Source organism: Solilutibacter silvestris, assembly GCF_050574925.1.
Classification (GTDB): domain Bacteria; phylum Pseudomonadota; class Gammaproteobacteria; order Xanthomonadales; family Xanthomonadaceae; genus Solilutibacter; species Solilutibacter silvestris_A.
The window spans coordinates 21124-47179 of record NZ_JBCMOO010000007.1 but is presented as its reverse complement, the minus strand read 5'-3'; the positions used below and the strand labels follow the sequence as shown (position 1 = coordinate 47179).

Sequence of the window (26056 nt, the reverse complement as noted above, 5' to 3'; positions counted from 1 at the left end):
CTTCGATCAGCCCGCGAGCGCGGTTTCCAGCACGGCCATCCGCACCGCGACGCCGTTCGCGACCTGGCGCAGGATCAGCGACTGCGGGCCATCTGCGACTTCATCGCTGATCTCGATCCCGCGATTCATCGGCCCCGGATGCATCACCACCGCATCCGGTTTCGCCAGTTTCATGCGCTCCGTGGTGATGCCGTAATCGCGGTGGTAATCCTCCAGCGAGGACACCAGGCCTTCCTGCATGCGTTCGCGCTGCAGGCGCAGCGTCATCACCACGTCGGCGCCGGAAATGGCCTTGGCCACGTCGGCCTCCACCGTGCAGCCCTGCAGCGTCTGCGCATCCGGCAACAGTGACTCCGGCGCACACACGCGGACATCCGTCGCGCCCAGCGCGCGCAATGCGCACAGATCGCTGCGCGCCACGCGCGAATGCCTGATGTCGCCGACGATGGCGATCTTCAGCGTCGAGAAATCGTCGCCCTTGGCCTGGCGGATGGTCAGCATGTCGAGCAGGCCCTGGGTCGGATGCTGGCTGCGACCGTCACCGGCGTTGATCAGCTTCGTCCCGGGCTGCACCACTTCGGACAGTCGCGCGACGGCGCCATCCTCGCGATGGCGGATGACGAAACCACGCACGCCCATCGCTTCGATGTTGCGCAGGGTATCGACGTCGGTTTCGCCCTTGGTGGTCGAAGACGTTGCCGCGTCGAAATTCAGCACGTCGGCGCCGAGACGCTGCGCCGCACGCTGGAAACTCAGGCGCGTGCGCGTCGAAGGTTCGAAGAACAGCGTGCACACCGCGATCCCGGCCAACCGCCCACGCGCGTCCGCGCCATCCGAGAACTGCTGCGCGCGATCAAGGAGTGCCTCGAGATCGCCGCGCGCCATGTCAGCGAGGGTCAGCAGGTGTTTTCCAGCCATCGTCACGTCGTCGCTCCAGGGGCGTTCCCCATCGAAACCGGCACTGCATCACCGGGGGAAGCCAGCCAGCGCTCGACGATGATCGCCGCCGCCATCGCATCGAGCGCATTGGCGTCGCGCCGGCGCGACGCGCCCGATGCCCGTCGCTCGGCGAACGCGCCCGCGGCTTCGATCGAACTCGAGCGCTCGTCCATCATCACCACCTCGCGCTTGCTGCGCGCGGCGATGTCGCGGGCGAACTGCTGCGCGAACTGGCGAATCGGCTGGTCGTCGCCAGCCAGCGTCAGCGGATCGCCCACCACCAGGCCCGACGGCATCCATTCGCGGATCAGCTTGTCGATCGCCTTCCAGTCGATCACGCCATCGTGGACGTCGACCACCGCGATCGGCCGCGCACCGCCGCTGAAGGCACTGCCGACGGCAACACCGATGCGACGCTTGCCGACATCGAAGCCGAGCACGGTGCCATCGGTCCGCATCAGGGCCTGTTACCGCTATCGGAACGGGCCATGTTGCCGTGTCCGGTTGTTAGGCGGGCGCGCGTGGCGCAGCGGCAGGCTGGTTGCCTGTTCAAGCCGCGCGCGATCGCATGGCGACCGGACACGGCAACCCGGTGGGCCGCGTCAAAGCCTGAGCGCTGCATCGTCATCATTCGCTCATTTATCGACATAAACTCACTCATTCTTCCTTGCATCGCACAGGCTTTGGCGCGGCATGGCCTGTTCCGATAGCGGTAACAGGCCCTAGGCGCGACCGGAATAACCGGCCATCTGCATCAGGTCGACGCCAAGGCGGCCGGCAGCGGCCTGCCAGCGCGATTCCAGCGGCGTGGTGAACAGCAGGTCGTTGTCCGCGGGAACGGTGATCCAGCTGTTCTCGGTGATTTCCTGTTCGAGCTGGCCCGGTCCCCAGCTGGCGCAACCCAGCGCGACCAGGGCGCGTTGCGGTCCGGTGCCCGAGGCCAGCGATTCCAGCACGTCGCGCGACGTGGTCAGCGCCAGGCCGTTGCCGAGGGCGAAACTCGAATCCCAGTCCTGCTCGCCGTCGTGGAGGACGAAGCCGCGCTCCGGGTGCACCGGCCCGCCCGCCAGCACATGGTGCATGCGCAGGATCTCGTCGCCGGTGGTGACCTGGATCTGTTGCAGCAGCTCGCCCAGCAGCATGTCGGACGGCCGATTGACCACGATGCCCATCGCCCCGTTCTGGTCGTGCTGGCAGATCAGGGTGACGGAACGGGAGAACGTCGGGTCTTCAAGCGCCGGGACCGCCACCAGCAGCTGGTTGGCCAGCGAGTTCGGTCCGGTCGGGATTTCACGGGGCATGGCCCCATTCTATCGGACTTCCGAGATCTCCACCCCATCCAGCCCCTGCGCCAGCGTGCGCGCATCGCCGCCCTGGGCCAGCTTGATCTTGAGGCGCACCTCGTTCTGCGAGTCGGCGAAGCGCAGCGCGTCCTCGTAGCTGATGTTGCCGCCCTGGTAGAGCTCGAACAGCGCCTGGTCGAAGGTCTTCATGCCCTGCTGGGTCGAATCCTTCATCACTTCCTTCAGCTTGTGGATCTCGCCGTCGCGCAGGTAGTCCTGCACCAGCGGCGTGCCGAGGAGGATTTCCAGCGCCGCGCGGCGCCCCTTGCCGTCGACGGTCGGGACCAGTTGCTGCGCGACCACGCCCTTCAGGTTCAAGGACAGGTCCATCAACAGCTGGCTGCGACGCTCTTCCGGGAAGAAGTTGATGATGCGGTCCATCGCCTGGTTGGCGTTGTTGGCATGCAGCGTCGCCAGCACCAGATGGCCGGTTTCGGCGAAGGCGATGGCGTGATCCATGCCTTCGCGGGTACGGATTTCGCCGATCATGATCACGTCGGGCGCCTGGCGCAGGGTGTTCTTCAGCGCGTTGTCCCAGCTGTCGGTATCCACGCCGACTTCGCGCTGGGTGATGATGCAGCCCTCGTGGCGATGCACGAATTCGATCGGGTCCTCGATGGTGATGATGTGGCCCGAGGAATTCTTGTTGCGATAGCCGATCAGCGCGGCAAGCGAGGTCGACTTGCCCGAACCCGTCGCGCCGACGAACAGCACGATGCCGCGCTTGGTCATCGCCAGCGTCTTCATCACCGGCGGCAGGTTGAGTTCCTCGATGGTCGGGATCTTCATCTCGATCCGGCGCAGCACCATGCCGACCTGGTTGCGCTGGTAGAACGCCGACACGCGGAAGCGGCCGACGCCGGCGAGGCCGATGGCGAAGTTGCACTCGTGGGTCTTTTCGAACTCCTCGCGCTGCATCGGGTTCATCACCGACAGCACCAGATCGCGGCTTTCCTGCGGCGTCAGCGGCTCCTGGCCGACCGGCTGCAACTTGCCGGCGACCTTCATCGCCGGAACCATGCCCGCTGTGATGAAGAGGTCGGACGCGCGCTGCTGCGCCATCAGGCGGAGGAAATTGGTCAGATCGGTCGGAGTGGTAGGCATCGGGGGAGCTCCGTCGGCACGCCGCGCTCACGCACGGCGCTGGGGGTACATCAATCGAAAATCTTCTTGTCTTTCGCGTACTCGCGGGCCTGCGCGCGCGGCACGATGTTGCGCTTCACCAGGTCCTGCAGGCACTGGTCGAGCGTCTGCATGCCCTGGGCCTGGCCGGTCTGGATCGCCGAATACATCTGCGCCACCTTGTCCTCGCGGATCAGGTTGCGGATGGCGGGGACACCGACCATGATTTCGTGCGCGGCGACGCGGCCGCCACCGACCTTCTTCAGCAGCGACTGCGAGATCACCGCACGCAGCGATTCCGACAGCATCGAACGCACCATGGGCTTTTCGCCGGCAGGGAACACGTCGATCACGCGGTCGATGGTCTTGGCCGCGCTGGAGGTATGCAGGGTCGCGAACACCAGGTGTCCGGTTTCCGCGGCGGTCAGCGCCAGGCGGATGGTTTCGAGGTCGCGCAACTCGCCGACCAGGATGTAGTCGGGGTCCTCGCGCAGCGCGGACCGCAATGCCTCGTTGAAGCCGTGGGTGTCGCGATGCACTTCGCGCTGGTTGATCAGGCACTTCTGCGACTGGTGCACGAATTCGATCGGGTCCTCGACCGAGAGGATGTGGCCATATTCGTTCTTGTTGATGTGGTCGACCATCGCCGCCAACGTCGTCGACTTGCCGGAGCCGGTCGGACCGGTCACCAGGATCAGGCCCTGAGGCTGCTCGATCAGCTCGCGGAAGATCGGCGGGCAGCCCAGCTGGTCAAGGCTCAGCACTTCCGAGGGAATGGTACGGAAGACGCCGGCCGCGCCGCGGTTCTGGGTGAAGGCGTTGACGCGGAAACGGGCCAGGCCGGGGATCTCGAACGAGAAGTCGGTCTCGAGGAACTCTTCGTAGTCGCGGCGCTGCTTGTCCGACATGATGTCGTACATCAACGCATGCACCTGCTTGTGTTCCAACGGCGGGATATTGATGCGGCGGACATCGCCATCGACGCGGATCATCGGCGGCAGGCCGGCCGACAAATGCAAGTCGGATGCCTTGTTCTTGACCGAAAACGCCAGCAGCTCGGCAATATCCATCCTAATCCCCAGTACGAACCGACAGGTTGCGAATGGGGCACCATGACGGGCCCCTCGTCGGGCATGCTACCCCGTCTTGACGAAAACTTCACATGGCGATCACAGATTCGCGTTACCTCGAAGTTCTGGCCCGTTTGCAGGCCGCCGCGACACGTTTCCGGCGTCCGCCGCCGCGGCTTCTGGCCGTGAGCAAACGCCAGCCGGCCGAGGCAATCGCCGCACTCCATGGCGCCGGCCAACGTGCCTTCGGCGAGAACTACGTGCAGGAAGCGATGGCCAAGCAGGCCGAACTGGCAGGTCTGGCGGACATCGAGTGGCACCTGATCGGCCATCTCCAGACCAACAAGGCACGCGAAGCCGCCCGGCACTTCGACTGGGTGCAGTCGGTGGACCGCCAGCGACTCGTCGATGCCCTCGCCCGCGAGCGTTCGACGGAACTGCCGCCGCTGAACCTGCTGGTGCAGGTCAACGTGGATGACGAGAACAGCAAGTCGGGCTGTCGCATCGACGAAGCCGACGGCCTCTGTGACGCCATTGCCAGCCATCCCAACCTGGCCCTGCGCGGACTGATGGCGATCCCGGCGCCGCACCCCGATTTCGAATTGCGCCGCGCCGCATTCCGACGCATGCGCGAACTCTTCGACCAGCTGAAAACCGACCACCCCGGCATGGACACGCTGTCGTTGGGCATGAGCGAGGACGCCGAGCTGGCGGTCGAGGAAGGTTCGACCATGGTGCGGATCGGCACGGCGCTGTTCGGCAAGCGCGACTAGCCACTTCGCCGCACTACGTTCACCGCAAATCGTTCACACTCAAGCCTCAGGGGCCATCCGGAAACCGTCATGCCCAACTCGTCCTCCATCCATTCCGTCATCGCCTTCATCGGTGGTGGCAACATGGCGCGCAGCCTGATCGGCGGCCTGATCGCCCACGGCAGCGATCCCGCCTGCATCCACGTCGCCGAACCGGTGGCGGAATTGCGCGACGCCCTGCACCGCGGCTTCGGCGTCCATGTCCACGACAGTGCCACCGCAGCGGTGGCCGACGCGTCCACCTGGGTGCTCGCGACCAAGCCGCAGGTGATGCGCGAGGTCTGCTCGAGTCTCGCCGCAGCCGCGGCGAAGCAACATCCGCTGGTGGTCTCGATCGCCGCCGGCATCACCACCGCGCAACTCGCCCGCTGGTTCGGCGCAGCCTTGCCGATCGTGCGCACCATGCCCAACACGCCGGCGTTGCTGCGCGCCGGCATCACCGGCCTGTATGCCAATGCCGAAGTGTCGAAGGAACAACGCGCCCAGGCCGATGCGCTGATGCATGCCGCCGGCCCGACGATCTGGCTGGAAGACGAATCCCTGATGGATGCGGTCACCGCCGTGTCCGGCAGCGGCCCGGCCTATCTGTTCCTGCTCGCCGAAGCGATGCAGTCCGCCGCCGAAGCGGAAGGACTCGCGCCCGGGCAGGCGCGCGTGCTGGTTGCGCAGACGATGTTCGGCGCCGCGCGCATGCTCAATGAAAGCTTTGAGCCCGCGGCGGAATTGCGCCGCCGGGTCACCTCGCCCAAGGGCACGACCGAAGCCGCGATCAACACGTTCGAGGCAGGCGGGTTCCGGCCACTGGTCAAGGACGCCATCCATGCCGCGCGCATCCGTGGCGCCGAGCTGTCCGCCGCCAACGATGGAGAACCGACATGAGCACACGCCACTTCATCGCTGCCGCCGTGCTGGTGCTGGCGTCGTGCAGCAACAACACGGTTTCGCATGACGCCCAGGCATCGGCGACGGCATCCGGCAACGCTGCCGGCAATGCATCCGCCGAAGCGACGGTCGATGGCGTGGTCATCCATGCATCGACGATTCTCAGCAGCGACCTCAACGACATCAGCGCGCGCCGTTACGGTATTTCGCGCGAAGGCAACGCGTTGTTCCTGCTGGTGACGGTCCGCGACGACCACGGCAATGGCGTGCCTGTCGATGCGGTGCAGCTGACCGCGCAATCGTCCGTGTTGCCGGATGCGCCGGCGCCATTGCCGCTGCGGACGATCACCACCGACGGGATGACGGATTACATCGCGACCGTCGCCGCAAAGCCACCGGCAAGCGTGCAGTTCAAGATCGATGCACGCAAAGGCGGCGCGAACGCGACGATGGCGTTCACCCGGGACCTGTTGCCGCGCTGAAGATCAGCGCGCCGCCCACCGCTGCACGATCGCGGCGATATCCGCCACGCCATCGGTGAGCGCAGCCGGCCCCGGCTGCAGGATGCGCGGAGACTTCACCTCGTGAAGTTCGCCGTCGCGTACCGCGGGAATGTCCTGCCATCCGGGACGCGCCGCGACCCTCTCCGGCCGGAAACGCTTGCCGCACCAGCTGCCGAGGATGATGTCGGGCACGCGCCGCGCCACTTCCAGCGGATCCTCGAGGATGCGCTGCTTCGCCAACGGCTCGGCGGCGCGTTCCGGGAAGATGTCGTCGCCGCCCGCGATCGCGATCAACTCGCTCACCCAGCGGATGCCGCTGATCGGCGGTTCGTCCCACTCCTCGAAATAGACGCGCGGTCGCCGCGGCAACTTGGCCGACTGTTCGGCGACGTCATCGAGGCCACGCTGCAATCCATCCGCATACGCATTCGCCTGCGTCGCCATGCCAACCAGCGCACCGAGGCGGCGGATGTAGTCGAGGATGCCGTCGACGCTGCGATGATTGGAGATCCACACCTCCACGCCACGCCGCACCAGTTCGGCGGCGATGTCGGCCTGGATATCGGAAAACCCGATCGCCAGTTCCGGCTGCAATTTCATGATCTCGTTGATCTTGGCGCTGGTGAAGGCGCTGACCTTGGGCTTCTCCTTGCGCGCACGCGGCGGTCGCACGGTGAAGCCGCTGATGCCGACAATGCGATCCTCCGCACCGAGCGCATACAGCACCTCGGTCGGCTCTTCGGTCAGGCAGACGATGCGGCGCGGTCCGATCATCATGTCAACGACTTGCGGAAGTACACCACACGCTCGGTTTCCTCGAAGCCGCAGGCGCGATGCGCCGCGTGCGATTCACAGGCGTCGATCAGCGCGTCGGAACACAGTTCGCTGCAACCGTGATCGCGTGTCCAGCGGGCGCCGGCGGCAACCAGTGCCCGCCCCACCCCGCCGCCTTGCCAATCAGGATCGACGTACCAGCCCTCGACGAAACCGACGGGCGACGATTCCGATCCGTTGACGTAATCGTGGCGTATCGCAAGCTCGATGAACCCGAAGGGCCGGCCCCCGTCGTCTACGGCAAGGAACGTCGTGGCCGGGCGCGACGAATCGATCGCCGCACCCATGTCGTCGCTCTCCATGACCGCGTCGGGGCTGTCGTCCCAAAGACGGGCGCGCAAGGCGCCCCACGCCGTGAAATCCGCGGGAGTCGCCTCCCGCAACGACCAATCCCGACTCACGGATACAGCTGCTCGCGATGCCAGTCGCCGCAGCGATCGGTCAGGTAGACATCGCGGCGATGCAGGCGGTATTCGGCGCCGTACCAGAACTCGAAACGCTCCGGTCGCACCCGGAAACCGGTCCAGCGTGGCGGACGCGGCACCTCGCGACCGGCGAACTCGGCCTGCGCCTGGTCGAAGCGCTCCTCGAACTCGCCACGATCGGCCAGTGGCTGCGACTGCCGCGACGCCCATGCGCCGATCTGGCTGTCACGGGGACGGCTGGCGAAATAGGCATCGGCCTGCGCATCGCCGACCAGCTCGACCGCGCCTTCGATGCGCACCTGCACGGCGTTGCGCACCCGTGGCCAGAAGAACAGCAGCGCCGCATGCGGGTTGGCCTGCAGTTCCAGGCCCTTGCGACCATCGAGGTGGGTATAGAAGACGAAGCCGCGCTCGTCGTGCGCCTTCAGCAGCACCATCCGCAGGGACGGACGACCGTCGAGCGTGGTGGTGGCGACGGCCATCGCGGTGGGGTCGGGCTCGCCTGCCGCGCCGGCTTCGGCGAACAGGCGATCGAAGGTGGCGAGCGCTTCTGCGCGAAGGTCAAGGGCGGAATCGTTCATGACTCCATTGTGCCGCAGGAGCGCGCCCGAAACCTGCGCTCAATCGACGATGAAACTGACCTTCATGTTGACCCGCCACTCGGTCACGCTGCCGTTCGGCTTGGTCACCACCTTGATCTCGTTCACCCAGGCGCCTTGGATGTTCTTGACGGTCTTGCCGGTCTTGGCCAGGCCGGACTGGACGGCATCCTCGATGCCTTTCTTGGAGGAGGAATTGATTTCAATGACCTTGGCGATGCTCATGCGGAACTCCGGGTGGATGGAAGGAAACGGACCCAAAACGTAGTGCATGGATTGTTAGGACGGCGTCGCTGCCTGCGACCGCTACGGCGGCTGATAGCATGTCGCCATGCAACATCGCCCCATCGCATTCATCGGCCCCATGGGCAGCGGCAAGAGCCGCGTCGCCGCGTCCCTGGCGCGACGGCTGGATCGCCCCTGCCTCGACCTCGATGCCGAGGTGGAAAACCGCGCCGGCCAGACCATCGCAGCGATCTTTGCCGACGCCGGCGAGGCACGTTTCCGCGAACTCGAAAGCGCGGCCCTGCGCGATGTCCTGGCGAACGACGACACGGTGATCGCCACCGGCGGCGGCGTGGTGCTGGCGGCGACGAACCGCGAAGCATTGAACGCACGCGCGACCGTGATCTGGCTACGCGCCGACGTGGCAACGCGACTCGAGCGCATGCGCGACGAACGCGCGCAACGCCCGTTGCTGCACGGCGATGACGCGGCAACGACACTGGGCAAGCTCGATGCGATCCGCACCCCGCTCTACCGGGAACTGGCCGATTTCGAAATGGATACCAGCGACATGAGCGTGGATGAAGTGGTCGATCGCCTGATGCAGCTGCTGGAGCAACGCGAGGCCGCGGCATGAGCGTCACGAACGTCGAAGTCGGCGGCAGCGCGCCCTACGCCATCCATATCGGCGATGGCCTGCTGCGCGATGACGCCCTGCTGGCAAAGCATCTGCGCGGACGCCATGCCCTGGTCGTCAGCGACGAACACGTTTCCCCCATGTATGGCGATGCCGTTGTCGCGGCATTGCGGTCGGCGCGCCCGGATGCGCAACTCGCCACGCTGGTGCTGCCCGCCGGCGAAAGCGCCAAGACCTTCGGCAATTTCAATCGCGTCATCGACGCGCTGGCACGGATGGGCGCGACCCGCGACGCCTGCGTCTACGCGCTCGGCGGCGGCGTGATCGGCGACATGGCCGGATTCGCGGCGGCGTGCTGGATGCGCGGCATCGACTGCGTGCAGATTCCGACCTCGTTGCTGGCGATGGTCGACTCCTCGGTCGGCGGCAAGACCGCGATCGACATTCCACAGGGCAAGAACCTGGTCGGGGCCTTCCATCCGCCGCGCGCCGTCGTCATCGACACCGCGGTCCTGCGCACGCTGCCGCCGCGCGAACTGCGCGCCGGTCTTGCCGAAGTGGTGAAGTACGGCGCGATCATCGATGCAGGCTTCATCGACTGGCTCGAAGCGCACGCCGACGCATTGCTGGCGATGGACGCGACGGTGCTCTCGGCAGCCATTGCGCGTTCGTGCGCGCACAAGGCCGCCATCACCGAACGCGACCCGCTGGAACACGGCGAACGCGCCCTGCTCAACTTCGGCCATACCTTCGCCCACGCCATCGAGGTCGAACAGGGCTACGGTGACGGCCTGAACCACGGCGAAGCCGTCGCGGTCGGCATGGTGCTGGCGGCGCGACTCTCCGCGCAATTGGGAATGGCGACCATGGACGACGCCACGCGCCTGACCGCCCTGCTCGAACGCCTCGGCCTGCCGGTACGCATTCCGCATGGACTCGATGCCGAGGCCCTGCTCGCACGCATGCGCCTCGACAAGAAAACCGCCGCCGACGGCCTGCGTTTCATCCTCTGGGACGGCATCGGTCGCGCCCGGATTGTCGCCGGCGTCGACGAAAACGCGGTGTTGCGGCAGTTGCGCGAAGACTGAGCGGCGACGCCGTACAATTCGCATATGCGCCTTTTGCTGCAACAACGGCCCGACGGCCACGAAGCGCCGCGCTTCGTCCAGCTCATGCTTCAGCCCGACCTCTTCGGCGGCTGGGAGCTGGTGCGCGAGACCGGCCAGCAAGGTGCGCGCAGCAGCCTGCGCCGCGAACAGTACCCCGACCAGGCCGCGGCCCTCGCCGCGATCGAAAAAGCCCGCGATGCCCAGCTGAAGAAAGGTTTCCAGCTGATGTTCGCCTCCGGCTTCGACGGTCCGCGCTGACCCGTCATTTCCAGAGATTCCCATGGATTCCAAGCCCAGCAACGATCGTTTCCTGCGCGCCTTGCGCCGCGAGCCCGTGGACTGCACGCCGGTCTGGCTGATGCGCCAGGCCGGTCGCTATCTGCCGGAATACCGCGCCACCCGCCAACGCGCCGGCAGCTTCCTGGCGATGGCGAAGAATCCCGAGATCGCCTGCGAAGTCACGCTGCAACCGCTGGAGCGTTTCGACATCGATGCCGCGATCCTCTTCAGCGACATCCTCACCATCCCGGACGCGATGGGACTCGGCCTGTATTTCGTCGAGGGCGAAGGCCCGAAGTTCGAACGACCGATCCGCAGCGAGGAAGACATCGCCCGCCTCGCCGTGCCCGACATGGAAACCGAGTTGCGCTACGTGATGGACGCGGTGCGCCTGATCCGTCGCGAACTCCAGGACAAGGTGCCGCTGATCGGTTTCTCGGGCAGCCCATGGACGATCGCCTGCTACATGATCGAGGGACGCGGCGGCAGCGATTTCGGTCGCATCAAAGCGATGGCGCTGAACGATCCTGCCGCGCTGCATCGCCTGCTCGGCGTGGTCACCGATGCGGTGATCGCCTATCTCTCGGCCCAACGCGCGGCCGGCGCGCAGGCCTTGCAGGTATTCGATACCTGGGGCGGCGTGCTGTCGCCGGCGATGTATCGCGAATTCTCGCTGCGCTACCTGCGCCGCATCGCCAGCGAACTTCAACGCGGCGAAGGCGCGGATCGCACGCCCCTCATCCTGTTCGGCAAGGGCAACGGCCCCTATCTGTCCGAACTCGCCGACAGCGGCGCGGAAGCGCTCGGCGTCGACTGGACGACGACACTGCATGGCGCCTGCCTGCGCACGCAGGGCAAGGTCGCGCTGCAAGGCAATCTCGATCCGGCGACGTTGTACGCATCGCCCGACACCATCCGCCGCGAAGTGCGCACCGCGCTCGACAGTTACGCCAAGGGCAACAACGGCTCGCGCGACGGCCACGTCTTCAATCTCGGCCACGGCATGGCGCCGGACATGGATCCCGAGCACGTGCGCGTGCTGGTGGACGAAGTCCATGCGGCAAGCCGGAATCGCAGGCTTTGACTGAACCGAGCGCCTGAGTTGCAGCGCTGACGCCAGCGCGCGAGACTCGCGGGATTCCACTGCGAGGGCTCGGCGATGGCGCGATTTCTGTCGATGGTGATGGCATTGCTGCTGGCCGTGCCGGGCATGGCACTGGCCAAGGATGCGCCGCATCCCGCCAAACACGTGCAGCAGAACTATTTCGACAATCACGGTCGCGACGACGCCTGGAGCGGCGGCGTGCGCATGATTCCGATCCACACGCCCAGCGGCGATTTCCGCGTCTGGACCAAGCGCGTCGGCAACAATCCGCGCATCAAGCTGTTGCTGCTGCACGGCGGCCCCGGCGCGACCCACGAATATTTCGAGGCGATGGATTCCTGGCTGCCCGGCGCCGGCATCGAGTACATCTACTACGACCAGCTCGGCTCCGCCTACAGCGACCAACCCGAAAACATGGCGCCGTTCCTGAGCATCGACCATTACGTCGAAGAAGTGGAACAGGTGCGCAAGGCGCTCGGCCTCGATTCCGGCAACTTCTACCTGCTCGGCCACTCCTGGGGCGGCCTGCTGGCGATGGAATACGCGCTGAAGTACCAGAAGAACCTCAAGGGCCTGGTCATCTCCAACATGATGTCGAGCATCCCGGCCTACAACCGTTACGCCCACGACGTGCTGATGCCGCGGATGGACCAGAAGGCGCTGAAGGAGATCCTCGCGCTGGAGCAGGCCAAGCGCTACGACGATCCGCGCTACGAAGAACTCCTGCACCCGTTCTACGAACAGCACATCCTGCGCAAACCCGCGGCGCAATGGCCGGAACCGGTGCTGCGTTCGTTCGCCCACCTCAACAAGAAGGTCTACGTGCCGATGCAGGGCCCGAGCGAGATGGGCGCCAGCGGCATCCTCGAGCAGTGGGACCGCACGAATGACCTGGCGAAGATCACCGTGCCGACGCTGGTGATCGCCGGCCGCTACGACACCATGGACCCCACCTTCATGAAAATGATGTCGAAGAAGCTGCCGCACGGTCGCTACCTGGAAGGCCCGAACAGCGGCCACATGGCGATGTACGACGACCAGCCGACCTACATGAACGGCTTGATCAAATTCCTGAAGGACGTCGATCAGGCCAGGCACTGATCGCCGGCGGGATCAATTCCGCATCAATGCATCCAGCGCCCGCGTCAACAAGTCGCGGGTGACCGGCTTGCGCAGGAAGCCGTCGAATCCCGCGGCGCGCGCCAATGTTTCCGCTTCGGCATCGGCGCGCGCGGTCACCGCAAGCAACCGCCCCGTGAATCCGTTCGCGCGCAAGGTGCGGGCGAGATCGAAGCCATCCATCCCGGGCAGGTCGAGATCGAGCAAGGCGGCGTCGAAGGTATCGCTCGCGGATTCGGTCAGCGCGGCCAGCCCATGCGGCGCGTGCACCACTTCATGGCCTTGCGCCAACAGCATCCCGGCCAGCACCTCGGCGATGACGAGATCATCCTCGACCATCAGCAGGCGCAACTCGCCATGCGTTGCAGGATCGACCGGCGCCGATGTTTCCGCTACGACGGCGGAATCCGCCTGCGACAGCGGCAGCGTCACGCGGAAGCGGGTGCCCTCGCCCGGCGTGCTGTCGACGCCGATCTTGCCGTGCATTGCGCTGGCCAGTTCCTGGCTGATCGCCAACCCGAGTCCGCTGCCACCGTAACGCTCGGCCGTACGCGCGCCCTCGGCCTGCTCGAACCGGCGGAACAGCCGTGCCTGCTGTTCGGCGTTCATGCCCGGGCCGGTATCGCGCACTTCGACCACGATGCCCTGCGCATCGCCACGCGAAACATGCATGTCGATGCGCCCGTGTTCGGTGAACTTGATGGCGTTGCCGATCAGGTTGAGCAGGATCTGGCGCACGCGCACCACGTCGCCGCGCAATGCCGGCGGCACGTCGTCATCCACGCTCGCCGAGAACAGCAGGCCCTTGCGCAACGCATTCGGCGCCGCCCAATCGCCGACATCGGCGACCAGCGCGCCGACATCGAAAGGCGCCTCCACGAGTTCCATGCGCCCGGCTTCGATCCGCGCCAGATCGAGTGCGTCGTCCACCAGTTTCAGCAGGTGTTCGCCGGCGCGGCGAATGGTGCGCACCTGGCCACGCTGGCCATCGTCCAGCGGCGTCGATTCCAGCAATTCCGACATGCCGAGGACGCCGGTCATCGGCGTGCGGATTTCATGGCCAAGCGTGGCGAGGAAACGCGTCTTCGCCAACGATGCTTCTTCGGCGATTCTGCGTCGTTGTTCGGCGTCGTGGAACTGGCGTTGCTGTTCGCGCCGCTTGCGCCATGCGCGCACGCCAAGCACGAACAGGACCAGTGCGCATGCAAGCCACGCCAGTTTCGCCCATGGGGTCCACCACCACGGCGCACGCACGCTGAAACGCAGTTGGCGTTCCCATGCCGGATTGCCGAATGCATCCTGTGCCCGCACCCGCAAGCGATGCGCACCCGCGGCCAGTCCGGTGAAGATGCGCTCCGGATTCGCGCCCTGGTCGACCCAATCGCGATCCATGCCGTCGAGTCGCGTCCAGTAATGGTTGCCGGCGGGATTCTCGTAGGCGAGCAGGTGCATCGCGACGCGTACCTCGCGATCCTCCGGCGCCAGTTGCGCCTTGTCGGGATCGAGCGCCGCCCATTGCCCATTGCGACGCGCCTCGATGGTCGCGCCGGCCAGCAACGGCGTGTGCAGCGGCGGATCGGTGGCCAGGGTATTGACCAGCACCACGGTGCCGCCCTGGGTCGAGGCCACGAGACGACCATCCTCGCCCATCACGACAGTCCCGCCGCTGAAGAGGAAATCCTGATTCTGCAATCCGTGTTCGCTGCCGATGTGATGCAGTTGGCGCGCTTGCGGATCCCACCGCAACAGGCCGCGACGGGTAGCAAGCCAGACTCGTCCTTGCGGATCCATCTGCAGGGAAGAACTGTCGACCTGCGGCAAACCCGTAGGGGATGTGGCAACCAAAACATCGCGCTGCCAGCGATTCCCCTGCAGGCGGTAATGCGCCAGTCCACTGCGGCGATGCGCCCACAGGCCGCCATCGCGATCGAACCCCAGGGAATAGACATCGTCGCCCTGCAATCCGGCGACGGGATCGAAGCGGACACCGCCGGCATCGGCGCGCGCGATCTGCTTGTCGGCGATCACCCATGGCGCGCCCTTGGCGTCCAGCACCAGTTCGTCCAGCCGGTCGATACCCTCCAAGCCAATCGTGCGCAAGACACGTCCCCGGGCATCGCGCTGTTGCATGCCGCCATTCCCCAGCAGCCAGATACTGCCATCCGCCGCTTCGCGCAAGCGCCGCACGGTTTCACCCGGTGGCGGATCCGCGGTTGCATCGGCCAGCCACGACTGCACCCGGCCATCGCGACCGACGCGATAAAGCCCCTTGCGTTCGCCGATCCATACGCTGCCATCGTGCGCAGCCAGGATCGAAAATGGGTGGGTGCCGGCGAGTTGCTGGCGGACCTGCGATGGAATGCGCTCGAGACGGCCATCGCGGGTCACGCGCTCGATGTCGCCATCGTCACCAGCCAGCCATGTCGCGCCATCGCCGCCGGGCCCGATGGCGCGATAGGTCATCCCCGCCAAATCGAGCGGACCGCTGCCGTAGCGCAATTCGCTGATGCCCCGCCAATCGGGACGCAGGTAACCGAGCCCGGCCTGTGGCGCGCCCGCCCACACTTCGCCGTTGGGCCCCACGACAATCCCGTTGACGAGGCGCTCGATCGGGCGGCCATCGGGATCGATGGCGACCGGCGATTGTCCCGGCACCACGTGCCACAGGCGTTTCTGGCTGCCGATCCACAGTTCGCCGTCGCGATCGGGAACGATGCGCAGGGCGGCATTGGGACGCCGGAACACATCACTCCAAAACGGCGTGTGCCAATGACCATCGGCATCGAGGTAATACACGCCACTGGCAGCGCCAACCCAGACGCCGCGTCCGGTCGCCTGCACATAGTAGATGATCGCCGCAGGTTGTGCGCCGGGCAACGGAATGCGTTCGATCCGCCCCTCGCGCATGTGCGCCAGGCCAGCGGTGGTACCGATCCACAGGCTGCCATCCGAAGCCGCCGATACCGACGGCACGGTATCCGCAGGAAGGCTGGCGACATCATTCTCGTCCATATGCCAGCTGTGCACGCGGCCGGCGGCATCGATGCGGTACAGGCCATCGCCACTGCTGCCCATCCAAGCATCGTTACCGATGCTGGTGATGGCCATGATGTTGCGACTCTTGAATCCCGGCGTGGATTCACCGAAGCGGGTGATGGCCTTGCGTTGCGCATCCAGCATCACCGCGCCATCGTTTATGAGCGCCACCCATAGGCGATTGCCCGCATCGACGTGGACACGCGCGATTTCGCCGCTCGGCAGTCCCTTGCTGCCATCGCCTTCCGGGCGCCAGATGCGCAAACCGCTGCCGTCGTAACGCACCAGGCCATCGGGCGTCGCCATCCAGATGAATCCGTCGCGATCGCGGGCGATGTCCGTCACTTCGTTCGAGGGCAGGCCATCGGTGATCCGCAGCAGGCGCATGCGCGGAATGCGCGGTATCTCCTGCGCAGCGATATCGCCGACCATGCCGAAGAACGCCAGTCCGGCGATCAACGCAATCAAGGCCTTGCTGCTGGACATCGCGCTCCTGCTCCTCCCGCGGGCTCCCCCTCCGCGTCCTGACCGCAGTGTGACCGCCCCGCCTGCCCCGTCGCAAGCACCACGACCGCCACCCCGGTGCTGACATAGAATCCGGGCATGCTCTGCCGCCTCCTGCCATTGGTGATTCTCGCCCTCGTCACCGCCACCGCGGCACGGGCCGGCGAGCCGGAGCGTTTCGTCATCGACCCGGTGCATACCCGCGTCCTCTTCGCGATCGATCACGCCGGCTACTCCAAGGCGCTCGGCACCGTCTCCGGCAGCGAAGGCAGCCTGCTGTTCGATTCCGACGACTGGAGCAGCGCGCGACTGGAAGTGAACGTGCCGATGGAGCGCATCGACATGGGGGATTCCGGCTGGGCCGCCGCGATCTTCGCGCCGCGCTTCCTCGACGTGAAGCGCTACCCGCAGGCGCGCTTCGTTTCGACCAATATCACCCGCAAGGACGCCAACCGCGGCGTCGCCTGCGGCGACCTCACCTTGCACGGCGTCACCCGTCCGTTCTGCATGGACCTGGTGCTCAACAAGATCGCGCGCTATCCGTTGCCGCCGTTCCGCCGCACCGCCGGCTTTTCCGCGCAGGCGCAATTGAAGCGCAGCGATTTCGGGATGACGTCCTGGAAATCGCTGGTGGGCGACGATGTCGAACTGCGCATCGAAGCCGAACTGGTCCGCCACGATGGTGCCACCGCATCACAACCTTCCAAATAAAGGACAGCCACGCGCATGCCGCTGAAAAACACGTCGGGCGAATGGGGTGGCGTCAGCAAGACCCTGCACTGGCTGATCGTCGTGCTGATCATCGTGATGGGATACCTCGGCCTGACCATGGTCGACCTGCCGATCAGTCCCCACAAGATCGCGACATACGCGCTGCACAAATCGATCGGGCTCACCTTGCTCGCGCTGGTGGTGTTGCGGCTGTTGTGGCGCCTGTACGCCGGCGCGCCCGCGGTAGTTCCGGGAATATCGCGCGGGCAGCATCTCGCCGCGACATCCATGCATTGGGCCCTGTATGCGCTGCTGCTGGCGACGCCGATCAGTGGCTGGATCGTCAATTCGGCCGCCGGCTTCCCGCTGCAATGGTTCGGGGTGATCAATCTTCCCGCGCTCGTCGCCCGCGACCACGACCTCCATGAACGGATGGCATCCATCCACGAGTGGCTGTTCTGGACGATGGTCGCGCTGGCTACACTGCATGCGCTCGCCGCCATCTACCACCACTTCTTCCAGCGCGACGCCACCCTCGCCCGCATGTTGCCGCGCGGCTGGCTGCGTCGCCACGATCAAGGAGACATCCCATGATCCGTTCCGCATTGCTGTTCGCGCTTGCGCTGTCCGCAGCGCCGGCATTCGCCACCGATTACGTCCAGGCTCCCGGCTCCGCGCTTGCCTTCGCCGGCAAATACCAGGGCGACACCTTCACCGGGACCTTCCCCGGCTTCAACACCAAGCTGTCGTTCGACCCGCAACAACTGGCGACGGCAAAACTCGAAGTCACCATTCCGATGGCGACCGCCACCACGCGCAATCCCGACTACGACGGCCAGATGCGCGACAGCGCATTTTTCGGCGTGGCGAAATTCCCGCAGGCCACCTATGTCGCCACCAAGTTCCGCGCACTGGGCGGTAATCGTTATGCCGCCGATGGCACCTTGTCGCTGCATGGCGTGAGCAAGCCGGTCACGCTGGAATTCACCTGGACGCCCGGCGCGAAGCCGGTGCTGACCGGCAAGGCCACGGTGAAACGCCTCGACTTCGGCGTCGGTGCCGGCGAATGGGCGGATACCAAGCTGATCCCCGATGCGATTGCGGTCAGCACTAAAGTGGTGTTGCAGCCGGTGAAGTGAGGAAATCGCGCACCTTGGCCGCATCGAACGGCCAGCCCAGTTCCCTGCCGCTGGCGGTTTCGTGCAATACCGGCACGCGCACGCCATAACGTGATTCCAGAATGTCATCGTCGTCGATGAACACGCTGTCGAATTCCGGGCAGTGCGCCTGCGCCAGCACGTCGAGCGCGAGATCGCAGAGATGGCAGTTGTCGCGCTGGAACAGGATGAGACGCATCCGGCGCAGCATAACAGGCGCTTCCGGCCTAGAATCTGCGGATATTCCCTGCCGGACGCGTGCGTGACCCTCAAGAACACCGAGACCTGGGGCGGCGTCAGCCGATCCTTCCATTGGCTGATCGTCGCGCTGCTGATCGTCCAGGGCGCGCTTGGCCTGTTCCACGACGACCTGCCGCGCGGCACCATGGCCCTGCATATCTCCCTCGGCGTCACCATCCTCGCGCTGGCGATCACGCGTCTTGCCTGGCGTCTTTATGCCGGTCGACCGGCCCCGCTCGCGGGCGTTTCCGTGGCGCAACGGCGCATCGCCGCATTCGGCCATTTCGTTCTGTATGTCTTGCTGTTCGCAGTCCCGATCACCGGCTGGCTGATGTCGAACTACGGCGACCATGCCGTGCGCTGGTTCGGCCTGTTCGAGATGCCGCGCCTGGTCGCGCCCGACGACGCCGCGCACGAAATCATGGAAGGACGCCATACCCAGTTGTTCTGGGCGCTGGTCATCGTCGCCGTGCTGCACGCACTCGCCGCCATCCACCACCACATGTTCCGTCGCAACGCCACGCTCACGCGAATGTTGCGCGGCTCCTGACCGGAAGAATCCAGCAATGGCCGTCAGCACCTTCGACATCTACAAGATCGGCATTGGCCCGAGCTCGTCCCACACCGTCGGGCCGATGCGCGCGGCTGCGCGCTTCATCGAACACCATCTCGCCGAAAGCGGACGATTGCAGCAGGTCGCGCGGGTTCGCGCCGAAGTGTTCGGTTCGCTGGCATTGACCGGTCGTGGCCACGGCACCGACAAGGCGGTGCTGATGGGCCTGGAAGGCCACTGGCCGAACCAGATCGACCCCGACATCATCCCCGCCGCGCTGGAGCGAATTCGTTCCAGCAAGCGCATCCGCCTGCACGGCGAACACGAGATCGACTTCAACGAGAAGACCGATCTGATCATGAACAAGCGCCAGAAGCTGCCATTCCATACGAATGGCATGCGCTTCGCCGCCTACGACGCCGACGGCAACGAACTGGCGACGCGCGACTACTACTCGGTCGGCGGCGGCTTCGTGGTCAACCAGGACGAAGCGGCGGAAGATCGCATCGTCGCCGACACCACCGAGGTCGCGCATCCGTTTTCCAGTGGCGACCAGTTGCTTGCGCGCAGCAAGGACACCGGACTGTCGATCGCGCGGTTGATGATGGAGAACGAACGCGCCTGGCGCAGCGATGAGGAAATCGTCGCCGGCCTGCGCGAGCTGTGGGCGGCGATGCAGTCCTGCGTCGCTCGCGGCATCCGCGAAACCGGCACCCTGCCCGGCGGCCTGCACGTCGCGCGGCGCGCGCCGGCGCTGTACGCGGAACTGTCGTCGCGCCCGGAAGCGGCGATGCGCGATCCGCTGACCGTGCTCGACTGGGTGAATCTCTACGCGCTGGCCGTGAACGAGGAGAACGCCGCCGGCGGACGCGTCGTCACTGCGCCGACCAATGGCGCGGCCGGCATCATCCCCTCGGTGCTGCATTACTACGATCGCTTCTGCCCGGGCGCCAACGAACAGGGCGTGTTCGATTTCCTGTTGACTGCGGCTGCGGTCGGCATCCTTTACAAGGAAAACGCCAGCATTTCCGGCGCCGAAGTCGGTTGCCAGGGCGAAGTCGGCGTCGCCTGCTCGATGGCCGCGGCGGGCCTGACCGCGGCGCTTGGCGGCACCTCGTCGCAAATCGAGAACGCCGCCGAGATCGGCATGGAACACAACCTCGGCCTCACCTGCGACCCGATCGGCGGCCTGGTGCAGATCCCCTGCATCGAACGCAACGCGATGGGCGCGGTCAAGGCGATCAACGCTTCGCGCATGGCAATGCGCGGCGACGGCAAGCACAAGGTCAGCCTGGACAAGGTGATCAAGACCATGCGCGACACCGGTCGCGACATGCAGGACAAGTACAAGGAAACCAGCCGCGGCGGTCTCGCGGTGAACGTCATCGAGTGCTGATGCGAAACACGCGCTGGCGGCAAGCCAGCGCGTGCCATGTCACATCGCGCGCCGCACCAGGCTGCGCAACCCGGAACGCGAAGAGCACGCGCAGGACGCCGACCACCAGCGCCCACGCGCCGATCATCATCGACACGCTCATGCCGCCCGCGCCCGGCGCCCAGATCAGGGCAAGGCCGAACAGGATCGACAGGATGCCTGTGAGATACAGCAGCCACTCGCCGCTGACGATCTTGCGGATCGCCGTGCCAAACATGAACACCGCGATGCCGAACAGGATGGCCTGGAAGGCGATGACGTAGACGAACAGCAACATCGCGTTCACTGGTCCGGTGAGTGCATACAACGCGATCGCCACACTGACCAGGCCGCCGAAAAACACCCACCAGCGGCCATCCGCGCCTTTCGCCATCAATGCGCGAACCACGCTGATGACGCCATCCACCAGGATGAAGCAGGCGAACAATACCGAGAGCCCGAGCAACGCTTCGACCGGACGACTGAGCGCCAGCACGCCGAAGATGATGTAGAGCACGCCGCCCAGCAGGAACAGCCACCAGTTGGCCTTGGCGAAATCGAGGGCGTCCTGGAACAACGACGAGCCCATGGTTCGATCGTTCATGTTTCCTCCGCTGCGATGTCATCGATCCGCCGACCAGATGCCGGCGAAACGAGCATACGCCGGGTGAATGCGCGGAGTTTTTGCAGTGCGGAATGACCGTGGACGATGAAGCGGAGCGGCAGGATCAGACCCTGATCTGCAGCACGTCGTCGAGCAAGGCGGCGGCGGTGACTTCCGCGCCCGCGCCCGGACCCTGGATGACCAGCGGCTGCACGTTGTAACGGTCGCTCCAGATCGCGACCCGGTTGTCGGTCCCAGCACCGCCGGCGAGCGGATGATCGAAGGGCAACGATTCCAGGCCGACCCGGGCGCGACCATTCTCGAGACGGGCGATGAACTTCAGCACTTCGCCATTGCGATGCGCTTCGGCGAAGCGTTGGCGCAACGGTTCGTCCATGGCCGGCAACGCGGCATCGACTTCGGAAGCCGGCAACACGGCCAGCGCATCCGGCACCAGCGATTGCACGTCGACATCGGCGCTCTCCAGCTCGACGCCGGCAGCGCGCGCAAGGATCAGGATCTTGCGGCGCACGTCTTCGCCCGACAGATCGTCGCGCGGATCGGGCTCGGTGTAGCCGGCATCGCGGGCATCGCGCACGAAGCCCGAGAACGGGCGCATGCCGTCGTAATGATTGAACAGCCACGCCAGCGAGCCCGAGAGCACGCCGGCAATCGCGTGGATGCGATCGCCACCGCGGTTGAGCATCCGGATCGAACGCAGCAGCGGCAGGCCGGCGCCGACGGTCGCGCTGTCGCCGTACTGCGTGTCGCCATCGCGGCGCGCACGCTGGATCAGCGACCAGCGCGCGAGATCGCTGCCCTGCCCGATCTTGCATGCGGTCACCACATGCGCACCACGGCGCAGCCATTCGGCATGGCGATCGGCAACCAGCGCACTGGCGGTGGCATCGACCACGATGTCGCCACGACCGAAGCTGTCGCCGGACATCCACGCGCCGTCACGCACATTGTCGACTTCGCGCAGTTCGTCGAGGACCGCACGCTGCGTATCCGCGTCGACGCGCGCGAAACCGCGCGAATTGGCGATCGCCACCAGCGGCGGAATCGGCAGCGACCCCCCCTGCAACACCGCAAGTCGCTCGACGAAGGCGCTGCCGACTGTCCCGGTCCCCAGTAGCGTCATCCGCAAGGAGGACGCCACCGGCGCTGCTGCGATCGCGCGCACGGCACTCATGCGCCGACGCGTTTCGGCGGACACGCGGCCAGCGCGCGATCGAGCCCGGCCTTGAGGTCGGCGATAAGATCGTCGGGCGATTCGATGCCGACCGAGACACGCACCAGGCCATCATCGATGCCGGCCAGCGCACGCGCTTCCGGCGTCATTGCGGCATGCGTCATCGTCGCCGGATGGGCGATCAGGCTTTCCACGCCGCCTAGCGATTCCGCCAGGCTGAAGCACTCCAGTCCATCGACCAGCTGCGCGACCGCGGCTTCGCCACCCACCAGCTCGAAGCTGAGCATCGCGCCGAAACCGTGCTGCTGGCGCGCGGCCAACGCATGGCCCGGATGCGACTCCAGCCCCGGGTAGTAGACCTTGGCCACCGCCGGATGCGACTGCAGCAGATCGACCAGCTGCTTGGTGTTTTCCTGGTGCAGGCGCAGGCGTGCATCGAGCGTGCGCAGGCCACGCAGGGTCAGGAAGCTGTCGAACGGCGCACCGGTGATGCCCAGCGCATTGCCCCACCACGACAGTTGTTCATGCAACTCCGCAGTCGCAGCAATCACCGCACCGCCGACCACGTCGCTGTGGCCGTTGATGTACTTGGTGGTCGAATGCACCACCACATCGGCGCCGAGTTCGATCGGGCGCTGCAGCAGCGGCGACAGGAAGGTGTTGTCGGCGACCACGCGCGCGCCGGCGCGCTTGGCGGCTTCGGCGACAAAGCGGACGTCGGTGATGCGCAGCAACGGGTTCGACGGCGTTTCGATCCACACCAGTACCGGCGCCGGATCGAGCGCCTTGGCCAGTGCGACCGGATCGGTGAGATCGCAGGTCACCAGCTCGAACGCGCCCTTCTTCGCCAGCGCGTTGAACAGGCGCCAGCTGCCACCGTAGCAATCGTGCGGAACCACGAGGCGATCGCCCGGTTGCAGCAACGCGTGCAGCACCAGCGTGATCGCCGACATGCCCGTCGAAGTGATCACGCCGCCGGCACCACCTTCCAGCGCGGCCAGCGCATCGCCCAGCTGGTCGCGGGTCGGATTGCCGCTGCGGGTGTAGTCGTACTTGCGCTTGCCATGCAATCCCTCAAACGAGAAGTTGGTGGAAAGCACGATCGGCGGCGACACCGCACCGAAGGCGGTATCGCTGTCGATGCCGGCACGCACCGCGCGGGTGGCAGGAGAAATCTTCTTGGAGCTCATGGCGTGGCCTCGATGGCGGCGCGCAGGACGCGCGCGATGGCGGTGGTTTCTTTCAGGAAAGCGTCGTGACCGTAGTGCGAGCGCAATACGTGCAATTCGGAATGCGGCAGCTTCGACGACAGATCGAGCATGTCGGGCAGCGGCACCAGGCGATCCTCGGCGATCGCGACCACGGTGGTCGGCGCCTTCACCTGCGCGGGATCGACGCGATGGAGGTCGATCGATTCCGACAACCGGCGGTATGCAACCGGCGGCATCCGCCCGATGAAGCGCGCGCCACAGGCGTCGAGATAATCCTCGGCGGCGACGCGCACGACGTCATCGGTCACCGTCGGCGCTTCCGCAAAACGCGCGGCGAATTCTTCCGGCGTGCGATAGCTCAGGATCGCCAGCTGGCGCGCCAGCGACAACCCGGCGTTTTCATCGCCCGACTCGATTCCCAGCGCGGCGATGCGGCGCTGCAATGCGCGCCAGGCGCTGGCAAACGGATGCGCACGATGGGCGCCGCTGATCACCACCAACGCGCGCAGGCGTTCGGGATGTCGCGCCGCGAACTGCAATCCGCTCATCGCGCCATAGGAAGATCCGATCCACGCCAGTGCCTGCGGCAGTTGCAGGGCATCGAGCACCGCGGCGACGGCATCGGCCTGGTCGGCGCTGTCGATCGGGGCATCGATGTCGCCATCGGCGCCAATCCAGTTGATCGACAACAAACGGAAACGTGACGGGTCGATCCCGAGACCGCGCTGGTCTTCCCACCATCCCGCTTCCGGGAACGCGGCACTAGCGAGCGCGTGGCGATTGGCACTGATGCCACCCGCGACGATCAGCAACGGCGCATCGGCGACGCCATTCAATTCCCAGGCGATGCGGACGTCGCGCGTGCCGGCATGGCGCAGCGCCAGTCGACACGCAACTTCGCCGCGCTCGGCATCGGGCGCGACGGCGGTTTCGGATCGGGCAGCGGCTTGGGAGGCGTGTTGCACGGAGAGCTCGACTTCCTGCAGGCGGTGGTTCCAGCCTTGCGGGTCCGACGAGGTCGGCATCGTCCATGACGATGCACGCGACCATCTTCCGGTGGGCAAAGCCCCCGCAGGAGTTGGCACCGTCCGGATCGTCCTCGAAAGGATCGTCCCTCGGTTGCCCCGGCGTCGAAGGGCCTGTCCCTCAGCCGGTCTGGATGGAATGTGCAGTGTGCCCGCCGCCGCCCGGGGTGTCAATCCCTTCATTCGGATGAAGAGATAAATACCCGAAACCGGTCGATCCGGCTTGATCGGCCGCCGTCGCTTGCCGCTAAGATCGACCCATGCAGCAGACCCAGCAACTCAAGCCCGGCGATGTGTTCCGGGTCCACAACACCACGTCCCAGGCCCATCGGGTCACATTGACCACGCCGGCCGGGACGGTGATCCGGGTGATGTTGCATCCCGGCGCCGACATCGAGCTGGTCGCCAGCACCGAACCGATGCAGATCGACATGGCAGCGCTCGACGATGCGAAAGGGCGCCTGCATGCGGTCGATTGAACGGGCGGCCACCGCCCTGTTGCTGGCGATCGCGGCTTCGGGCGCCGCCGCCCAGGACTGGATGCAATGGCCGCCACGGGCGGGGTCGACCGCGATCGCGCCGATGGCGGGCACCAGCAATTCGAGCAAGGTCGATCTGGTGCTCGAAAAGAGCGGCGACCATATCGACGTCCTGGTCGACAATCCGCTGGCGGGTCCGGTGCAGGCCATCGTCAGCCTCGATCGCAATGGCCAGCAGGAAGACACCGCCGCCGTGATCCGGCCCGGCAGTCGCAGCCGCGTGGTGCAGCTGCCGATCGGACAGGAAATCAACGTGCAATTGCAGGCGATTCCCGGCGATCCCGCGCTGCACCCGCAACCGTTCGACTACATCCTGCCGGTGCCGGCCAAGGGATTGCGGATCGACCAGGCCGACGGCGGCGCGCACAGCCACAACGACGACGAGAACCGCCACGCCATCGACTTCGCCCTGCCAATGGGAACCATGGTCAGCGCCGCCCGCGAGGGCGTCGTGATGGATCTCGACGACGACGAGCCGGACAACACGGGCGTCAACGGCAATCGCCATGCCCGTGCCAACTTCGTCCGCGTGCTGCACAGCGACGGCAGCATGGCGCTTTACGCGCATCTGCAGCGTGGCAGCATCCCGGTCCATCGCGGCGATCGCGTCGCCATCGGCCAGCGCATCGGCAGCGTCGGCAACAGCGGCTGGAGCACTGCGCCGCATCTCCATTTCACGGTGCAGGTCAACGGCGATCGGCGCCTGCAGTCGATTCCGGTGCGGATCCTCGCACCGCAGGGCGTGTTGAGATTGCCGAATTAGCGCACGCGGAAGAGCCCCATGGGTCGGGATTCCGCGACACGCCGTGAATCCCTGCTACGCGGGTCCGGCCCGCAATCACAGATTGCGGGCGTTCGGCTGCG

General features: G+C 66.0%; 30 protein-coding genes and 1 riboswitch. Of the genes, 15 read left to right on the top strand and 15 right to left on the bottom strand.

The genetic code is table 11. From position 1 onward, the window contains the following. Positions 1 to 6: 6 nt before the first annotated feature. The 5 genes from ABE093_RS12210 to ABE093_RS12190 all read right to left on the bottom strand — a co-directional run bounded on the left by ABE093_RS12210 (position 7) and on the right by ABE093_RS12190 (position 4474). Complete coding sequence (locus ABE093_RS12210; RefSeq protein ID WP_430761184.1) at positions 7 to 918, bottom strand: aspartate carbamoyltransferase catalytic subunit; 912 nt, start codon at positions 916 to 918, stop codon at positions 7 to 9. A 2-nt stretch (positions 919 to 920) separates the two neighbouring features. Further along, positions 921 to 1397 (bottom strand): Holliday junction resolvase RuvX, encoded by a 477-nt coding sequence (ruvX, locus tag ABE093_RS12205; protein WP_430761183.1) that lies wholly within the window; start codon positions 1395 to 1397, stop codon positions 921 to 923. 264 nt (positions 1398 to 1661) lie between these two features. Next, complete coding sequence (locus ABE093_RS12200; protein ID WP_430761182.1) at positions 1662 to 2240, bottom strand: YqgE/AlgH family protein; 579 nt, start codon at positions 2238 to 2240, stop codon at positions 1662 to 1664. Positions 2241 to 2249: 9 nt separating this feature from the next. Next, positions 2250 to 3386 (bottom strand): PilT/PilU family type 4a pilus ATPase, encoded by a 1137-nt coding sequence (locus tag ABE093_RS12195; RefSeq protein ID WP_430761181.1) that lies wholly within the window; start codon positions 3384 to 3386, stop codon positions 2250 to 2252. Between the two features lie 50 nt (positions 3387 to 3436). After that, the gene (locus ABE093_RS12190) at positions 3437 to 4474 is read right to left on the bottom strand and encodes a type IV pilus twitching motility protein PilT (protein ID WP_430761180.1); all 1038 of its coding nucleotides are present in this window, start codon (positions 4472 to 4474) and stop codon (positions 3437 to 3439) included. A gap of 92 nt (positions 4475 to 4566) precedes the next feature. Between ABE093_RS12190 and ABE093_RS12185 the strand changes: the two genes are divergently transcribed. From ABE093_RS12185 to ABE093_RS12175, 3 genes are all read left to right on the top strand, one after another. Next, positions 4567 to 5247, top strand: a complete 681-nt coding sequence (locus tag ABE093_RS12185) for a YggS family pyridoxal phosphate-dependent enzyme (protein ID WP_430761179.1) — start codon at positions 4567 to 4569, stop codon at positions 5245 to 5247. Positions 5248 to 5316: 69 nt separating this feature from the next. Then, positions 5317 to 6165, top strand: a complete 849-nt coding sequence (gene proC, locus ABE093_RS12180; RefSeq protein WP_430761178.1) for a pyrroline-5-carboxylate reductase — start codon at positions 5317 to 5319, stop codon at positions 6163 to 6165. Then, on the top strand, positions 6162 to 6650 hold the full coding sequence (locus ABE093_RS12175; protein ID WP_430761177.1) for a DUF4426 domain-containing protein: 489 nt from the start codon (positions 6162 to 6164) through the stop codon (positions 6648 to 6650). Before proC ends, ABE093_RS12175 begins: the two co-directional genes overlap by 4 nt. Positions 6651 to 6653: 3 nt before the next feature. Here ABE093_RS12175 and ABE093_RS12170 read toward each other — a convergent pair whose 3' ends face one another. Genes ABE093_RS12170 through ABE093_RS12155 form a run of 4 tightly spaced genes read right to left on the bottom strand, consistent with a single transcriptional unit; the run spans position 6654 to position 8754 of the window. Then, positions 6654 to 7445 carry an ABC transporter substrate-binding protein gene (locus ABE093_RS12170; protein WP_430761209.1) on the bottom strand — a complete coding sequence of 264 codons (792 nt, stop codon included), beginning with the start codon at positions 7443 to 7445 and terminating at the stop codon, positions 6654 to 6656. After that, on the bottom strand, positions 7445 to 7906 hold the full coding sequence (aac(6'), locus tag ABE093_RS12165) for an aminoglycoside 6'-N-acetyltransferase (protein ID WP_430761176.1): 462 nt from the start codon (positions 7904 to 7906) through the stop codon (positions 7445 to 7447). The genes ABE093_RS12170 and aac(6') overlap by 1 nt, the downstream gene beginning before the upstream one ends. Then, positions 7903 to 8511, bottom strand: a complete 609-nt coding sequence (pdxH, locus tag ABE093_RS12160; RefSeq protein WP_430761175.1) for a pyridoxamine 5'-phosphate oxidase — start codon at positions 8509 to 8511, stop codon at positions 7903 to 7905. The genes aac(6') and pdxH overlap by 4 nt, the downstream gene beginning before the upstream one ends. Positions 8512 to 8550: 39 nt before the next feature. Beyond that, complete coding sequence (locus ABE093_RS12155) at positions 8551 to 8754, bottom strand: dodecin family protein (RefSeq protein ID WP_430761174.1); 204 nt, start codon at positions 8752 to 8754, stop codon at positions 8551 to 8553. Positions 8755 to 8860: 106 nt separating this feature from the next. Between ABE093_RS12155 and ABE093_RS12150 the strand changes: the two genes are divergently transcribed. From ABE093_RS12150 to ABE093_RS12130, 5 genes are all read left to right on the top strand, one after another. Next, a complete protein-coding gene (locus ABE093_RS12150; protein ID WP_430761173.1) occupies positions 8861 to 9391 on the top strand; it encodes a shikimate kinase in 531 nt (176 codons plus the stop codon). Beyond that, positions 9388 to 10479, top strand: coding sequence for a 3-dehydroquinate synthase (aroB, locus tag ABE093_RS12145; protein ID WP_430761172.1), 1092 nt, complete (start codon positions 9388 to 9390; stop codon positions 10477 to 10479). Before ABE093_RS12150 ends, aroB begins: the two co-directional genes overlap by 4 nt. 24 nt (positions 10480 to 10503) lie before the next feature. Continuing rightward, complete coding sequence (locus ABE093_RS12140) at positions 10504 to 10758, top strand: WGR domain-containing protein (protein ID WP_430761171.1); 255 nt, start codon at positions 10504 to 10506, stop codon at positions 10756 to 10758. Between the two features lie 22 nt (positions 10759 to 10780). Continuing rightward, positions 10781 to 11863 (top strand): uroporphyrinogen decarboxylase, encoded by a 1083-nt coding sequence (gene hemE / locus ABE093_RS12135; RefSeq protein WP_430761170.1) that lies wholly within the window; start codon positions 10781 to 10783, stop codon positions 11861 to 11863. Between the two features lie 75 nt (positions 11864 to 11938). Further along, positions 11939 to 12985 (top strand): proline iminopeptidase-family hydrolase, encoded by a 1047-nt coding sequence (locus ABE093_RS12130; protein WP_430761169.1) that lies wholly within the window; start codon positions 11939 to 11941, stop codon positions 12983 to 12985. Positions 12986 to 12997: 12 nt separating this feature from the next. Here the strand turns inward: ABE093_RS12130 and ABE093_RS12125 are convergent, their stop codons facing one another. Continuing rightward, on the bottom strand, positions 12998 to 16525 hold the full coding sequence (locus ABE093_RS12125; RefSeq protein WP_430761168.1) for an ATP-binding protein: 3528 nt from the start codon (positions 16523 to 16525) through the stop codon (positions 12998 to 13000). Positions 16526 to 16642: 117 nt separating this feature from the next. On the opposite strand from ABE093_RS12125, the gene ABE093_RS12120 reads away from it, so the two are divergent. Genes ABE093_RS12120 through ABE093_RS12110 form a run of 3 tightly spaced genes read left to right on the top strand, consistent with a single transcriptional unit; the run spans position 16643 to position 18393 of the window. After that, positions 16643 to 17254 (top strand): YceI family protein, encoded by a 612-nt coding sequence (locus ABE093_RS12120; protein ID WP_430761167.1) that lies wholly within the window; start codon positions 16643 to 16645, stop codon positions 17252 to 17254. A gap of 15 nt (positions 17255 to 17269) precedes the next feature. Next, positions 17270 to 17848 carry a cytochrome b gene (locus ABE093_RS12115; protein WP_430761166.1) on the top strand — a complete coding sequence of 193 codons (579 nt, stop codon included), beginning with the start codon at positions 17270 to 17272 and terminating at the stop codon, positions 17846 to 17848. Next, positions 17845 to 18393 (top strand): YceI family protein, encoded by a 549-nt coding sequence (locus tag ABE093_RS12110; RefSeq protein ID WP_430761165.1) that lies wholly within the window; start codon positions 17845 to 17847, stop codon positions 18391 to 18393. The genes ABE093_RS12115 and ABE093_RS12110 overlap by 4 nt, the downstream gene beginning before the upstream one ends. On the opposite strand, the gene ABE093_RS12105 is transcribed toward ABE093_RS12110, so the two are convergent. Continuing rightward, positions 18365 to 18610, bottom strand: a complete 246-nt coding sequence (locus tag ABE093_RS12105; protein ID WP_430761164.1) for a glutaredoxin family protein — start codon at positions 18608 to 18610, stop codon at positions 18365 to 18367. The genes ABE093_RS12110 and ABE093_RS12105 overlap by 29 nt on opposite strands. Positions 18611 to 18673: 63 nt before the next feature. On the opposite strand from ABE093_RS12105, the gene ABE093_RS12100 reads away from it, so the two are divergent. Together ABE093_RS12100 and ABE093_RS12095 are read left to right on the top strand one after the other, a co-directional pair. Continuing rightward, positions 18674 to 19201 (top strand): cytochrome b, encoded by a 528-nt coding sequence (locus ABE093_RS12100; RefSeq protein WP_430761163.1) that lies wholly within the window; start codon positions 18674 to 18676, stop codon positions 19199 to 19201. Positions 19202 to 19217: 16 nt separating this feature from the next. Next, a complete protein-coding gene (locus tag ABE093_RS12095) occupies positions 19218 to 20600 on the top strand; it encodes an L-serine ammonia-lyase (RefSeq protein WP_430761162.1) in 1383 nt (460 codons plus the stop codon). Here the strand turns inward: ABE093_RS12095 and ABE093_RS12090 are convergent. The 4 genes from ABE093_RS12090 to metX form a co-directional block, all read right to left on the bottom strand. Beyond that, positions 20587 to 21222, bottom strand: a complete 636-nt coding sequence (locus ABE093_RS12090) for an HdeD family acid-resistance protein (protein ID WP_430761161.1) — start codon at positions 21220 to 21222, stop codon at positions 20587 to 20589. The two genes, ABE093_RS12095 and ABE093_RS12090, sit on opposite strands and share 14 nt — an antisense overlap. A gap of 124 nt (positions 21223 to 21346) precedes the next feature. Continuing rightward, positions 21347 to 22417, bottom strand: a complete 1071-nt coding sequence (locus ABE093_RS12085; protein ID WP_430761160.1) for a homoserine dehydrogenase — start codon at positions 22415 to 22417, stop codon at positions 21347 to 21349. Then, positions 22414 to 23607 carry a cystathionine gamma-synthase gene (gene metB / locus ABE093_RS12080; protein WP_430761159.1) on the bottom strand — a complete coding sequence of 398 codons (1194 nt, stop codon included), beginning with the start codon at positions 23605 to 23607 and terminating at the stop codon, positions 22414 to 22416. Before metB ends, ABE093_RS12085 begins: the two co-directional genes overlap by 4 nt. Further along, positions 23604 to 24653 carry a homoserine O-succinyltransferase MetX gene (gene metX, locus ABE093_RS12075; RefSeq protein ID WP_430761158.1) on the bottom strand — a complete coding sequence of 350 codons (1050 nt, stop codon included), beginning with the start codon at positions 24651 to 24653 and terminating at the stop codon, positions 23604 to 23606. The genes metB and metX overlap by 4 nt, the downstream gene beginning before the upstream one ends. Positions 24654 to 24671: 18 nt before the next feature. Continuing rightward, a riboswitch (SAM riboswitch) is annotated at positions 24672 to 24794 on the bottom strand. Between the two features lie 119 nt (positions 24795 to 24913). Here metX and ABE093_RS12070 point away from each other — a divergent pair. Then, entirely contained in the window at positions 24914 to 25132 is a 219-nt protein-coding gene (locus ABE093_RS12070; RefSeq protein WP_430761157.1) for a hypothetical protein, read from the top strand. Beyond that, on the top strand, positions 25119 to 25955 hold the full coding sequence (locus ABE093_RS12065) for a M23 family metallopeptidase (RefSeq protein WP_430761156.1): 837 nt from the start codon (positions 25119 to 25121) through the stop codon (positions 25953 to 25955). The genes ABE093_RS12070 and ABE093_RS12065 overlap by 14 nt, the downstream gene beginning before the upstream one ends. Positions 25956 to 26056: the final 101 nt, after the last annotated feature.

Coding starts and splice junctions, on each gene's coding strand:
- ABE093_RS12190 (WP_430761180.1), bottom strand. CDS start 4,474: ATGGATATTGCCGAGCTGCTGGCGTTTTCGGTCAAGAACAAGGCATCC.
- metB (WP_430761159.1), bottom strand. CDS start 23,607: ATGAGCTCCAAGAAGATTTCTCCTGCCACCCGCGCGGTGCGTGCCGGC.
- hemE (WP_430761170.1), top strand. CDS start 10,781: ATGGATTCCAAGCCCAGCAACGATCGTTTCCTGCGCGCCTTGCGCCGC.
- ABE093_RS12090 (WP_430761161.1), bottom strand. CDS start 21,222: ATGAACGATCGAACCATGGGCTCGTCGTTGTTCCAGGACGCCCTCGAT.
- ABE093_RS12085 (WP_430761160.1), bottom strand. CDS start 22,417: ATGAGTGCCGTGCGCGCGATCGCAGCAGCGCCGGTGGCGTCCTCCTTG.
- proC (WP_430761178.1), top strand. CDS start 5,317: ATGCCCAACTCGTCCTCCATCCATTCCGTCATCGCCTTCATCGGTGGT.
- ABE093_RS12110 (WP_430761165.1), top strand. CDS start 17,845: ATGATCCGTTCCGCATTGCTGTTCGCGCTTGCGCTGTCCGCAGCGCCG.
- ABE093_RS12140 (WP_430761171.1), top strand. CDS start 10,504: ATGCGCCTTTTGCTGCAACAACGGCCCGACGGCCACGAAGCGCCGCGC.
- ruvX (WP_430761183.1), bottom strand. CDS start 1,397: ATGCGGACCGATGGCACCGTGCTCGGCTTCGATGTCGGCAAGCGTCGC.
- ABE093_RS12175 (WP_430761177.1), top strand. CDS start 6,162: ATGAGCACACGCCACTTCATCGCTGCCGCCGTGCTGGTGCTGGCGTCG.
- pdxH (WP_430761175.1), bottom strand. CDS start 8,511: ATGAACGATTCCGCCCTTGACCTTCGCGCAGAAGCGCTCGCCACCTTC.
- metX (WP_430761158.1), bottom strand. CDS start 24,653: ATGCCGACCTCGTCGGACCCGCAAGGCTGGAACCACCGCCTGCAGGAA.
- ABE093_RS12130 (WP_430761169.1), top strand. CDS start 11,939: ATGGCGCGATTTCTGTCGATGGTGATGGCATTGCTGCTGGCCGTGCCG.
- ABE093_RS12105 (WP_430761164.1), bottom strand. CDS start 18,610: ATGCGTCTCATCCTGTTCCAGCGCGACAACTGCCATCTCTGCGATCTC.
- ABE093_RS12120 (WP_430761167.1), top strand. CDS start 16,643: ATGCTCTGCCGCCTCCTGCCATTGGTGATTCTCGCCCTCGTCACCGCC.
- aroB (WP_430761172.1), top strand. CDS start 9,388: ATGAGCGTCACGAACGTCGAAGTCGGCGGCAGCGCGCCCTACGCCATC.
- ABE093_RS12155 (WP_430761174.1), bottom strand. CDS start 8,754: ATGAGCATCGCCAAGGTCATTGAAATCAATTCCTCCTCCAAGAAAGGC.
- ABE093_RS12065 (WP_430761156.1), top strand. CDS start 25,119: ATGCGGTCGATTGAACGGGCGGCCACCGCCCTGTTGCTGGCGATCGCG.
- ABE093_RS12200 (WP_430761182.1), bottom strand. CDS start 2,240: ATGCCCCGTGAAATCCCGACCGGACCGAACTCGCTGGCCAACCAGCTG.
- ABE093_RS12185 (WP_430761179.1), top strand. CDS start 4,567: ATGGCGATCACAGATTCGCGTTACCTCGAAGTTCTGGCCCGTTTGCAG.
- ABE093_RS12125 (WP_430761168.1), bottom strand. CDS start 16,525: ATGTCCAGCAGCAAGGCCTTGATTGCGTTGATCGCCGGACTGGCGTTC.
- ABE093_RS12170 (WP_430761209.1), bottom strand. CDS start 7,445: ATGATCGGACCGCGCCGCATCGTCTGCCTGACCGAAGAGCCGACCGAG.
- ABE093_RS12115 (WP_430761166.1), top strand. CDS start 17,270: ATGCCGCTGAAAAACACGTCGGGCGAATGGGGTGGCGTCAGCAAGACC.
- ABE093_RS12095 (WP_430761162.1), top strand. CDS start 19,218: ATGGCCGTCAGCACCTTCGACATCTACAAGATCGGCATTGGCCCGAGC.
- ABE093_RS12150 (WP_430761173.1), top strand. CDS start 8,861: ATGCAACATCGCCCCATCGCATTCATCGGCCCCATGGGCAGCGGCAAG.
- ABE093_RS12210 (WP_430761184.1), bottom strand. CDS start 918: ATGGCTGGAAAACACCTGCTGACCCTCGCTGACATGGCGCGCGGCGAT.
- ABE093_RS12195 (WP_430761181.1), bottom strand. CDS start 3,386: ATGCCTACCACTCCGACCGATCTGACCAATTTCCTCCGCCTGATGGCG.
- ABE093_RS12070 (WP_430761157.1), top strand. CDS start 24,914: ATGCAGCAGACCCAGCAACTCAAGCCCGGCGATGTGTTCCGGGTCCAC.